This is a genomic window from Arenibacter hampyeongensis (assembly GCF_002909255.1).
GTDB lineage: Bacteria > Bacteroidota > Bacteroidia > Flavobacteriales > Flavobacteriaceae > Arenibacter > Arenibacter hampyeongensis.
In genome coordinates this window covers 166039-178033 of the sequence record NZ_PIOB01000003.1, presented here as the reverse complement: position 1 = coordinate 178033, position 11995 = coordinate 166039, and the positions used below count along the sequence as shown (strand labels likewise).

The 11995-nt window shown below is 40.1% G+C and carries 13 protein-coding genes; 8 read left to right on the top strand and 5 right to left on the bottom strand.

Going from position 1 to position 11995, the window contains the following annotated elements; translation table 11 throughout:
- Positions 1-18 precede the first annotated feature (18 nt).
- The 3 genes from CWD91_RS09090 to CWD91_RS09080 all read left to right on the top strand — a co-directional run bounded on the left by CWD91_RS09090 (position 19) and on the right by CWD91_RS09080 (position 2562).
- A complete protein-coding gene (locus CWD91_RS09090) occupies positions 19-381 on the top strand; it encodes a four helix bundle protein (protein WP_103440677.1) in 363 nt (120 codons plus the stop codon).
- Positions 382-419: 38 nt separating this feature from the next.
- Positions 420-1304 carry a bifunctional 5,10-methylenetetrahydrofolate dehydrogenase/5,10-methenyltetrahydrofolate cyclohydrolase gene (locus CWD91_RS09085; RefSeq protein ID WP_103440676.1) on the top strand — a complete coding sequence of 295 codons (885 nt, stop codon included), beginning with the start codon at positions 420-422 and terminating at the stop codon, positions 1302-1304.
- A gap of 190 nt (positions 1305-1494) precedes the next feature.
- Positions 1495-2562, top strand: a complete 1068-nt coding sequence (locus CWD91_RS09080) for a sensor histidine kinase (RefSeq protein WP_103440958.1) — start codon at positions 1495-1497, stop codon at positions 2560-2562.
- Between the two features lie 110 nt (positions 2563-2672).
- Here CWD91_RS09080 and CWD91_RS22665 read toward each other — a convergent pair whose 3' ends face one another.
- The gene (locus tag CWD91_RS22665) at positions 2673-2813 is read right to left on the bottom strand and encodes a hypothetical protein (protein WP_157943754.1); all 141 of its coding nucleotides are present in this window, start codon (positions 2811-2813) and stop codon (positions 2673-2675) included.
- 209 nt (positions 2814-3022) lie between these two features.
- Here CWD91_RS22665 and CWD91_RS09075 point away from each other — a divergent pair, with 209 nt between their 5' ends.
- The 5 genes from CWD91_RS09075 (at position 3023) to CWD91_RS09055 (ending at position 8333) form a co-directional block, all read left to right on the top strand.
- The gene (locus CWD91_RS09075; protein WP_103440675.1) at positions 3023-4186 is read left to right on the top strand and encodes a dipeptidase; all 1164 of its coding nucleotides are present in this window, start codon (positions 3023-3025) and stop codon (positions 4184-4186) included.
- Between the two features lie 163 nt (positions 4187-4349).
- Positions 4350-5537, top strand: coding sequence for an enoyl-ACP reductase FabV (gene fabV, locus CWD91_RS09070; RefSeq protein ID WP_103440674.1), 1188 nt, complete (start codon positions 4350-4352; stop codon positions 5535-5537).
- A gap of 61 nt (positions 5538-5598) precedes the next feature.
- Positions 5599-6459: an alpha/beta hydrolase gene (locus tag CWD91_RS09065; protein ID WP_192877651.1), complete on the top strand. Its 861-nt coding sequence runs from the start codon at positions 5599-5601 to the stop codon at positions 6457-6459.
- Positions 6460-6509: 50 nt separating this feature from the next.
- A complete protein-coding gene (locus CWD91_RS09060; protein ID WP_103440673.1) occupies positions 6510-7481 on the top strand; it encodes an aldo/keto reductase in 972 nt (323 codons plus the stop codon).
- Positions 7482-7496: 15 nt separating this feature from the next.
- A complete protein-coding gene (locus tag CWD91_RS09055) occupies positions 7497-8333 on the top strand; it encodes a sugar phosphate isomerase/epimerase family protein (RefSeq protein ID WP_103440672.1) in 837 nt (278 codons plus the stop codon).
- Between the two features lie 61 nt (positions 8334-8394).
- On the opposite strand, the gene CWD91_RS22660 is transcribed toward CWD91_RS09055, so the two are convergent.
- The 4 genes from CWD91_RS22660 to CWD91_RS09040 form a co-directional block, all read right to left on the bottom strand.
- Entirely contained in the window at positions 8395-8820 is a 426-nt protein-coding gene (locus CWD91_RS22660; protein ID WP_157943753.1) for a VOC family protein, read from the bottom strand.
- Between the two features lie 104 nt (positions 8821-8924).
- Entirely contained in the window at positions 8925-9764 is an 840-nt protein-coding gene (locus CWD91_RS09050; protein WP_103440671.1) for an alpha/beta hydrolase, read from the bottom strand.
- A gap of 13 nt (positions 9765-9777) precedes the next feature.
- Entirely contained in the window at positions 9778-10326 is a 549-nt protein-coding gene (locus CWD91_RS09045) for a hypothetical protein (RefSeq protein ID WP_103440670.1), read from the bottom strand.
- 67 nt (positions 10327-10393) lie between these two features.
- Positions 10394-11908 (bottom strand): helicase HerA-like domain-containing protein, encoded by a 1515-nt coding sequence (locus CWD91_RS09040; protein ID WP_103440669.1) that lies wholly within the window; start codon positions 11906-11908, stop codon positions 10394-10396.
- Positions 11909-11995 lie beyond the last annotated feature (87 nt).

Genomic DNA, 11995 nt, shown 5'->3' with positions numbered 1-11995 from the left:
GATTACAAATTACAGGGCATGGGGTATAAAAAATTGTTGGCCTATCAAAAAGGATTTCAATTGGCAATGGATATTTTTGAAGTGTCAAAATCCTTTCCTAAAGAAGAAACCTATGCTTTGACAGACCAAATTAGAAGATCTTCCCGTTCTGTTTGTGCCAATATTTCGGAGGCATATAGAAAAAGGAGATATGAAAAGCATTTTATCAGCAAGTTGACAGATGCCGATAGTGAAAATTCGGAAACTCAGGTTTGGTTGGAATTTGCCGAATCTTGTCAATATATATCAGCGGAAGACAAACGAGACCTAATCGATGAAAGTTTGGAAATAGGAAGATTATTACAATATATGATTAACAATCCGGGCAAGTTTGGTGTGTAAGGGACTGCCAACTGCCACTGGGAACTGAATACTAAGAAATGGAATTACTAGACGGTAAAAAAGTATCGAATCAAATTAAGGAAGAAATAGCCGCTGAGGTGGCTAAAATGAGGGAGCGTGGTGAAAAGGTGCCACATTTGGCAGCGGTAATCGTAGGGAACGATGGTGCCAGTCTTACCTATGTAGGCAGCAAGGTAAGGTCCTGCGAGAAAGTAGGGTTCGAATCCACCTTGGTGCAGCTGCCCAGCACAACCTCCGAACAGGAGTTGTTGAACAAGATCCAAGAACTTAACCAGAATGAAGATATAGACGGATTTATAGTTCAACTTCCTTTGCCGGAGCAGATCAATACCCAACGCGTCTTGTTGGCAGTTGACCCGGATAAGGATGTAGACGGATTTCATCCTACCAATTTTGGAAAGATGGCCTTGGATATGAGTACTTTTATTCCGGCAACGCCTTTTGGAATTTTGGAACTCTTGGAAAGATATAAGGTAGAGACTAAGGGAAAGCATACCGTAGTTATTGGTCGAAGCCATATTGTGGGTAGGCCTATGAGTATTCTTATGGGAAGAAAAGGCTGGCCAGGTAACTCCACAGTGACCTTGACGCATAGCCATACCAAGAACATTACACAGATAATTTCACAGGCAGATATTGTTATTTCTGCATTGGGAGTTCCTAATTTTTTAAAAGCTGAAATGGTTAAGGACGATGCCGTGGTTATAGATGTGGGTATTACGCGCGTACCGGATGAGACCAAGGCACGGGGATATTATATCACCGGCGATGTTGATTTTGAAAATGTGAGCAAGAAGGCTTCTTTTATTACGCCGGTTCCAGGTGGTGTGGGGCCAATGACCATTGCCATGTTATTGAAAAACACCTTGTTGGCAAGGGAAAGGCATAGAAGCTTAAAATAATACCAGAAGACCGCAAAGCCTTTATTTTGCGGTTTTTTTTGTTTATTTTAATACGTGCGCAAGTAGATATCCAAAGGAGAATTCGGATGCTTTTAATTATAGTTGCCATAGAGTGCATTTGTATCTTCAATAGTAACTTCCTTTGGCTATTAATAAAAAACCGTATATTTCCATAATGCTAGAAGCCCATATGCAGAATACCAAAAACCTTAGCCTTGAACCTTTTTTTAACCTTTCCATGGACCTGCTATGTATAGCTGGATTTGATGGTTATTTTAAAAAAGTAAACCCAGCTTTGATACAACTATTGGGGTATTCGGAGGAGGAGTTGTTTTCTAGAAAGATCCGGGAGTTTATTTATGAGGAAGATAGGGACCTTACGGCCCGCTATAGGGATAATTTAAAAAATAACGTGCCCTTGGTCAATTATGAAAACAGGTACGTTACTAAATCGGGAGATATAATTTGGTTGCATTGGACTTCAATTCCTTTGGAGGATGAAAATTTGGTATATGCTATTGCCAAAAATATTACCCATAAAAAGAGTTTGGAAAAAGAGCGGATAGAACATCTTATAAGCCTTGTTGATAAAAACCAAGAATTAAAACAACTCAATTACACCACCTCACATGATTTAAGGTCACCGGTAAACAATTTATTGTCCATCTTTGGATTTTTGGATGTCGATAAAATTGAGGATCCTGAAATTTTGGAAACCTTGGATTATATGAGGAGGGCCACTGAGGGTCTCAATAAATCGCTTAACAAATATGTTGATCTATTGAGCAAGAAAGATGCCTCGGAGTTGGAATTGGAGGAAGTGGATTTTACGAGGGCACTCCAACATGTTAAACTCTCCATCAGTTCCTTATTGAACAATGCCAATGTAACCTTTAATGTTGATTTCTCAGGCTTGAGCGGTGTACAGCACAATGTAAATTATATGGAAAGTATTTTCCTAAATCTGCTGACCAATTCCATAAAATATGCCAGGCCGGATGTTCCGCCGGTTATATCTATAACATCGCGTATTTCTGAAGGCAGTAAGCAGTTGGTTTATACCGACAATGGTCTTGGGTTTGACATGGAGAAATTTGGAGATAAAATCTTTGGTCTTAATCAAAAGTTTCATCATAATGGCGATAGTAAAGGAGTTGGACTCTATCTGGTATATAATCATATTAATAGCCTAGGAGGTACCATTGCCGTAGAAAGCGAAGTTAATAATGGAGTTACCTTTACCATTACCTTTAAATAAATTGAATTGCCACCTACATCTGGCTTTTAAATAGAATCTGAAGGAAAAAATAGATAAATATAAAGGTCGATTTAGTGGTTGTTATCCTCCAAATCGACCTTTTTTCTGCCCTACTCTGTCGGTTCAAGAATTACTTGAGTACTGTCGGTTGGAGTTAGGACATCAATTTTTTCGTCATCTTCGTCATTGGTACAACTGCTTAAGGCAATGATGCAAAAGAGGACTTTTGCCAAGTAGATTATTTTTTTCATGAGTTCAGAGTTTAGTGGATATATCCAAATTCAATATGTTTTATAACGTTTTAATTTCACTTTTGTTTTATGTCTATTGTATGATTTTTTGGAACTGGAATAACATCAATAGGACCTAGAGGTAACTTGGATTTATAAATCGAAGTGGTTTATAGCTATTATTAATTTTTAATTGATTAATTTTTGAGTAATTAAAGTGGCAAAATTGCATGAAAAAATTCCTTAGATACGCTTTGGCCATTGTGCTATTCCTTTATTTTGTGACAACTCTTGTCGTATCACCTATTTTGGACAGGCAGATGAACCTAGTGGAATATAACGACCCTAGGGAACTTGGGACCCAGGCAAAGAATTTGTATAATTCCCTTCATTTTATTGCTGATTTGCACTGTGATGCCCTTCTTTGGGATCGTGACCTGACCAAACGCGTGGATTATGCCCATTTGGATTTTCCGAGAATGCAGGAAGCTAAAATGAGTTTACAGGCATTTACCATTGTTACCAAATCTCCCAAAGGGCAGAATTTCAACCACAATAGCGCAAATGCTTTCGATAAGATTACAATGTTGAATTTTGTGCAAGGTCGGTTTCCTGACAAATGGTTTAGTTTGTACAAGCGAGCTGTATACCAGGCAAGGGCCTTACAGGAATACCCAAAGAAGTTCCACGGTAAGTTTATATTGGTAAAATCGCGCCAAGATTTAATGCAACTAATAGATTTAAAGAAAGAAGATCCTAAGGTAATTGGTGGTTTTTTGGGAATTGAAGGAGCGCATTGTCTGGAAGGTAAATTGGAAAATCTGCAAAACCTTTATTACGAAGGGGTCAGGATGATGGCTCCTACCCATTTTTTTGACAATGAACTTGGTGGGTCTGCTCATGGTATGTCTGGAGAGGGTCTTACCGATTTTGGTAGGGATGTAATTAATAAGATGAATCAATTGGGAGTAATCATAGATGTGGCACATGTGTCCCCAAAAATGATCGATGATATTTTGGATCTATCCACAAAACCTGTGTTGGTGTCACACACAGGAGTAAAGGGTACCAAGGACAGTCCCCGCAATATATCGGACCATCATATTAAGAGAATTGCTGCCTCGGGGGGACTTATAGGTATAGGCTTTTTTAGGGGAGCCATAAAAGGGGAAATTAAACATATTGCAGAAGCCATGAAATATGTCCGGGATTTGGTGGGTGTTGATCATGTGGCCCTAGGTTCCGACTTTGATGGTGCGGCCACCACGCCAATAGATGTTACCGGCCTGCCTTTTTTGGTTCAGGAATTAATGACCCAGGGATTTTCGGAAAATGAGATAAGAGCCATTATGGGCGAGAATGTTAAGCGATTTTTAATGGAACAATTGCCCTAGAATCGAGGTAATTTTGTTTAAATCCACCATAAAAGATGCAATTTTGGCCGCTACAACTTTGTCTTTTGAATCTTTTATATATCTTCGATAATTGGGAAAATTATAAATAATATGCACTATGATACACCCTACCTCAAGGGAGTGCAAAAAAATAAATTAAGAAATGATAATAGAGCCTAGAACACGCGGATTCATATGTCTGACCTCACATCCTAAAGGGTGCGAACAAAATATTATTGATCAAATTGGATATGTTAAGTCCAAAGGGACCATAGATGGAGCAAAAAAAGTTTTGGTAATAGGTGCTTCCACAGGATTTGGTTTGGCCTCAAGGATTACAAGTGCATTTGGTTCCGGGGCTTCCACCATAGGAGTGTTTTTTGAAAAACCACCGGCAGAAGGACGGCCTGCTTCACCAGGATGGTACAACAGTGCAGCCTTTGAAAAAGAAGCGAGTAAGGAAGGATTGTACGCAAAAAGTATTAACGGGGACGCATTTTCAAATGAAATTAAAAAACAAACCTTAGATCTGATCAAAGCCGATTTGGGTCAGGTAGATATGGTAATCTATAGTTTGGCTTCCCCGGTAAGGACACACCCTGATACAGGAGTAAAATATAAATCGGTCCTAAAACCAATCGGTGGTAAGTTCCAAAATAAAACGGTCGACTTTCATACAGGAGTGGTGTCAGAGGTGTCCATAGAACCTGCTCAAGGGGATGATATAGAGAATACAATAGCAGTAATGGGAGGTGAAGATTGGAAAATGTGGATCGATGCCTTAAGAAAGGAAGGATTGCTTTCCGAAGGATTTACAACGATAGCCTATTCGTATATTGGGCCATCGCTTACTGAAGCGGTGTATAGAAAAGGAACCATTGGTCGTGCCAAGGACCATTTGGAATCTACAGCTTTTGCAATAACTGACAGTTTAAAACCATTAAATGGTAAAGCTTATGTATCTGTTAATAAGGCATTGGTTACCCAAGCTAGTTCTGCCATTCCGGTTATTCCATTATATATATCCCTATTGTATAAGGTAATGAAGGAGGAGGGAATACATGAAGGATGTATAGAACAGATTCAACGCTTGTTCCAAGAACGTTTATATGTGAACGATATGCCTGTTGATGGTCAAGGGAGAATACGTATAGATGATTGGGAAATGCGGGATGATGTACAGGCTAGGGTGGCTGAACTATGGAAGGAGGCCACCACGGAGACCTTACCAAAAATCGGAGATCTTAAAGGTTATGAAAAAGATTTCTTCAATTTGTTCGGGTTTATGGTAGACGGAGTGGATTATGATGCGGACGTGAACGAAATGGTCGAAATTCCAGGGCTTCAATAAATCGGAAGCACTCAAAATCACTTCCATTTATTTCTTAAGTTTTAAATAGAACCATTATAAAATGAAAAATCACATACTATTGCTATGGGCACTCATTTGTGCATTGCCGGTTGCGGGTCAAAGTGGAAAGGTATTCGACGAGCTTGCCATGAAGAGTGAAATCCTTAAAAGTGATAGAAAATTTGCAGTGTATCTACCTCCGGACTATGAAACTTCCAATAGGAGCTACCCAGTGCTCTATTTGCTTCATGGTGCTGGTGATGATCAAACGGGTTGGGTACAATTTGGAGAAGTATTGCGTATTGCCGACAATGCCATTAAGGAGGGGAAGGCTACCCCTATGGTCATAATAATGCCGGATGCCAATACCGGAACTAGGGGATATTTCAATTCCATTAAAGGGGATTGGCGTTATGAAGATTTCTTTTTTGAGGAGTTGATGCCTTATGTGGAAAAAAAGTATCGCATTAAGGGCGAAAAAAAATATAGGGCAATTGCCGGCCTTTCAATGGGGGGCGGTGGATCGTTCATGTATGCCTTGCACCATCCCGAATTGTTTTCATCTGCCTGTCCGTTGAGTGCCTACATCGGTGCATTGAGTTTGGATGATTTTAAGCAAAGATTAAAAAGTAATAATGAGAATTATGAAGATAGCGTGGTTAGTGCTTATTATGAAAAACACAATGCGCTGTCCTTAATTCGGACTTCATCTGTTGAAGCAATGAAATCCGTTAGATGGTTTATAGATTGTGGTGATGACGATTTTCTTTATGAAGGAAATAGTTTGGTGCATATAGCACTGAAGAAGAGAGATGTTCCGCATGAATTTAGGGTAAGGGAAGGTCGCCATAGTTGGACCTACTGGAGAGAATCCCTGCCCGTTGTTCTGGAGTTTGTCTCCGATGCCTTTCATCAATATTGACCGATAATAAATGAACAGGGTTTCTGGAAGAAAGAAAGTAAAGAATAAGTATGATCAAAAGAACATTTGGTAGGACCCAATGGGACGTAAGTGAAATAGGATATGGAATGTGGGGCATGGGCGGCTGGTCGGAGTCCGATGACCTGTTGTATGCCAAATCTTTGGATCTGGCCGTGGAAAACGGTGTTAATTTTTTTGATACCGCCTGGGCTTATGGCCATGGACATAGTGAAAAATTACTTGGCGAATTGTTGGGTAGGCATCCCAATAAAAAATTATATACAGCCAGTAAGATTCCTGCGCAAAATTTTAAATGGCCAGCGAAGTCGGAATATAGTTTGGAGGAGTCCTATCCTACTTCCCATATTCTGGAATATACAGAAAAGACGCTTAGGAATTTGGGTACTGAACAAATTGATCTCATGCAATTCCACACTTGGGACGATAGCTGGTCCGATCGGGAAGAATGGCAAAGGGCGGTGGAAGATTTAAAAACGTCAGGAAAGGTTGCTGCCATGGGTATCAGTGTAAACCGTTGGGAACCCGAAAATGGTATTAAGGCCCTTAAAACCGATAAGTTTGACGCAGTGCAAGTGATTTACAATATTTTTGATCAAGCCCCGGAAGATGTTCTTTTTCCGCTATGTGAGGCTTTGGATATTGCCGTCATTGCACGGGTTCCTTTTGATGAAGGTACCCTGACAGGAAATATTACCAAGGAGACCATTTTCCCTGAAGGGGATTGGAGAGGGACTTATTTTGTTCCCGAAAATTTAATTCAGAGTGCGGAAAAGGCAGATTTATTGAGGCCTATTGTTCCTATGGGAATGACAATGGCCGAAATGGCATTGCGCTTTATTGCAATGAACAAAACGGTAAGTACCATTATTCCAGGAATGCGAAAGGAAAAAAACGTTCTTATGAATACGGCATTGAGTGATGGGAAAGGCTTGTCCAAAGAGTTGTATCAAGAATTGAAGGGCCATAGATGGGATAGGAAACCCACTTCATGGTCCCAGTAATAAAAGAATAAAAATATGACAAGCAGAAAAGATTTTTTAGTTCAGTCGGGAATGTTAATAGCTGGTGTGGTGTTGTTGCCATCGTTTTCTTTGCCGGTAAAGAATCCCAAGAAAAACTTAGGGGTACAATTGTACACCTTTCGAAAAGAAATGGCCGAAGATGCTCCTGGAACTTTAAAGAAAATAGCGGCATTGGGAATTAAGCAAATTGAATCCGCTAGAAGCACAAAAGGACTTTATTACGGGCTTAAGCCTAAAGAAATGAAAGACATTTGCAGTGATCTTGGTATGACACTTAGGAGTGGTCATGTTGCCTTGGATGAACATTGGCAGAATACCATGGATCAAGCTGCTGAGTCCGGTCAGGAATATTTAATTTGCTCTTCCATGCCCACTGAGGGGCAAACAGTGGATAATTACAAGTCGGTTGCTGAGGCCTTTAATATGGCCGGGGAAGAATGTAAGGCTAGAAATATAAAATTTGGGTACCACAACCACGAATATGAATTTGAATCCGAAAATGGGGAGGTATTCTACGATATTTTATTGAACAATACGCAACCAGACCTAGTACATATGGAACTTGATCTAGGATGGGTGGTCGTGGCCGGAAAAGATCCTTTGGATTATTTTAAGCGTTATAATGGCAGGTTTCCTTTATGGCATTTGAAGGATATGGACATGGTAAAAAAGGAAAGCACGGAGTTTGGAAAAGGAGGATTGGATATTGCCCAAATGCTTGAGCATAAAGAGGAATCTGGATTAAAATATGTTTTTATTGAGCAGGAGGAGTATGCCAGTACTCCATTTGAGAGTATGGAGCACAATATGAAGTTTATGAAAAATCTGTAGATTTTTAGATCGGACTCGGTTGGATGAATATGGGGATATATGGTCCTGGACTATTGAAAGGTTATTTGGCAAATAATTGTCCCATATCTTTAAAGGCCTTGAATTCCAGCGCATTTCCGGCAGGATCCAAAAAAAACATGGTCGCCTGTTCGCCAACCTCTCCCTTAAAACGGATATAGGGCTCTATAACAAAGTTGACCCCTTTGGCAATAAGTTCTTCAGAAAAGGATTTAAAGGTGTCCCATGGCAGCACTACTCCGTAATGGGGTACGGGTACATCCTTGCCATCTACAGGATTAACGTGCAATTCTTCGTCTTTGGCTTTAGGTTTGTAATGAATCACCAATTGGTGGCCAAATAGATTAAAATCTACCCAATGGTCACTGCTTCTTCCTTCTTCGCAATTTAATATCTCCCCATAAAAGGTGCGGCATTCGGCCAAATTATGTACCGGTATGGCAATATGGAAGGGTGTTAATTCTGACATAGATCTATGTGTTATATTTTCTGCATTAGGGCCAAGTCCCAACACCTAAATCTAATCATTTTTAAAGAAGTAAATGTCCCTGAATCTGGAAATGGTCCAAAATTTTAAGCCTTTAAAAAATCTACTATCTGTAGGTTGAGGTCCTCTTGGTGCAGGGAATGGCCAAGCCCCTGGGTTTTTATGAGTCTACTGTTTTTCCAGTTTTTGTGTAGTCTTTCCGAGGCACTAAAGGGAGTTATGGTATCCCATTCATCATGTATGATCAGCCCTTTTTGGGTGATAGACCTGGCGAAGGTGGGGGTGGAAATATCCTTGATGCGAAAATTGTGATGCTCGTAAAGATGTTGATCCAAACCCTGTAAAACCTTGTTGTTAAATTTTAGCAGATTCTGATAATGCCCCATTAGTTCGGACAGTTCTGCCGGTGCCCCTAGGGTCACTATTTTTTCGATGGAAGTATTTGGATTTTGATACTGATTGTGGAGTGTTGCCAATCCGCCCATAGAATGCCCAATTATATATTTTGGATGGTACATGTCTATAAGGTGGCGGGCACTTTCGGCATAGGTAACCACATTCAAATTTTTTCCTTCGGAATACCCGTGGCCTGGAGCATCAAAGGCAATAATATTAAATTCCCTTTCCTGTAATTTCTCGATGAGATTCCGCCACCTATAGGCATTGCTTTCCCAACCGTGCAGTAATAGGACGGTTTCCTGGGATCCAGACCATTGATAGGTCTGTAGACGGGTGTTGTTTGCCAATATCTTTTTTCCCAGGAACTGTTGTAGGTATTCCTCTTGGTCAGGCAGGACCCTTCCTTTTCTCGGGTTACTAAATAGTTTGAACGCCTTTTGGCCCACTTCCTTTTCGGAGAATAGGGCTATGGAATTAAAATAGGCTCCATAGGATAACGCTAGAATATGGTATAATAATTTTTGCATAGGATAGTTCTAGCTAGTCCCAGCCCACCATCATGTATTTTATTTTGGCATTGTCAGGAATCTGAACAGCTTCAATATTGGCGCTGGCTCCATATTGTAAATTGCTCGGAAGTTCTGTCTTAGCAATAGTAAAATAGGCATCGGTGTCCTTAAGGAATATGACCACATTGTTAAGGGCGGAAGTAATTTTTTTGATGGTGTGCTTGTCCTCAATATCTTTAAAGGTACTATTGAGACCAACTCCTTTTTCGGTAACATATCTAGGGTCATAAATACGGATAATACCAATTCTTGGAATACTATCTGTATTTGGGTTAAGAGTAAGCAATTGTTTGCCCCCTTTTTCATAGATATTAATTTTTTTAACAGCTGCGCCGATTCTGGTCAAAGTGCTATCCCTTGTTATGGAATCAGCAGCAAATATGGTTTCAATTTCCTCAATGGTGTTGGATTTTTGCAGTTTGCCCACTTGGTCTTTGGCAACTACAAAATCTGAATTGGTGTTACATTGAATAAATAGTAGTGACGTTAATGCCACGGTAAAAATCGATTTTTTTATCATTGTGTTGTAGAAAGGAATACTGCGTTAGTTAATTTGTTGTCTTTTTTAAAGCGTTTTAGGGAATGGATCAGCGCATCATCTTTTTTAGCACCCCTAAAACTCCCCTTATAAAAGTAGCACTGGTCAATACTTTTATCACTGGATTTTGACGCGTGCTAGTTCGTCTGGTCGTTGATCGGGTTGACCTGCCACTGTTATTGCTTTTTTCTTCTTCGGCCAGTTTTTCTGCCCTTTCAATCTTTGCGTTAAGTAGCTCATAGGCACTTTCACGGTCTATGGTTTCGTTGTATTTCCGAACCAATTTTGAGCTGTCAATTACCTCTTTAAGCTCACTATCGGTAAGAATATCCATACGACTCATTGGGGCCCTAAGCATAGTGGCCGCCAAAGGCGTTGGTCTACCTTTTTCATCAAGGGCAGAGATTAAGGCTTCACCGATTCCTAGGGAGGTTAGTACTTCCTTGGTGTCATAAAATTCCGAAATGGGATAATTTTCCGCGGTAAGCTTTATGGCTTTTCTATCTTTTGCCGTAAATGCCCGTAAGGCATGTTGCACCTTTAATCCTAATTGGGATAGAACGGCATCAGGAACATCTGTAGGGTTTTGAGTCACAAAATACACCCCGATACCTTTGGATCGTATTAATTTTACGATGTTCTCTATTTGATTTAGAAGTGCTTTTGAAGCCTCGTTAAAAATGAGGTGTGCCTCATCTATAAAAAGGACCAATTCTGGTCTCCCGGTATCACCTTGTTCAGGAAAAGTATCGTAAATTTCTGCCAATAGGCTCAGCATGAAAGTGGAAAACAATTTAGGTCTGTCCTGAATATCCGTTAAGCGAAGAATATTGATATATCCCCTGCCATTTTCATCAATTCGGGTAAGGTCCTCTACATCAAAAGATTTTTCTCCAAAGAACAGATCGGCACCTTGCTGTTCAAGTTCTATTATTTTTCTTAGAATAGTTCCCGTAGAACTGGTAGAGATTCGGCCATAGGAATCGGAGAATTCCTTTTTGCCCTCTTCTGTAGCATATTGCAGTACCTTTTTAAAATCTTTTAGGTCCAGCAGCGGAAGCTTATTGTCATCACAATATTTAAAAACAACCGCAACTATACCCTCTTGGGTTACGGAAAGGTCTAGGATACGACTTAACAGGACCGGGCCAAATTCTGATACAGTGGCACGTAATTTTACACCATTCTGTTCGGAAAGTGAAAGTATTTCTACCGGAAAAGCTGTAGCCGTAAACGGCAGTCCAATTTTGGTGTGACGTTCATCAATTTTTGCGTGCCCAGGACTGGGTTGTGCCAGACCACTTAAATCCCCTTTAAGGTCCATCAACAATACTGGAATACCTTTGTCCGATAAGTTTTCGGCTATCACTTGCAGGGTTTTGGTCTTGCCGGTACCGGTTGCCCCTGCAATGAGACCATGTCTGTTAAGGGTTTTTAATGGGATTTTTACGTGTGCATTGGTTATGGTCTCCCCATTCAGCATAGCCGCTCCCATTGTAATAAAGTCCCCTTTTGTGGTATATCCTTCCTCTATATGTGCAAAGAATTTGTCTTTGATGTCCATTGAGCTAATTTTTGATAAAAATAGGCTAATTTTAGTCAAAAGAAAAGTTGTTGATTTTGAAGTTATCCATATAGCTTAATAAAGACT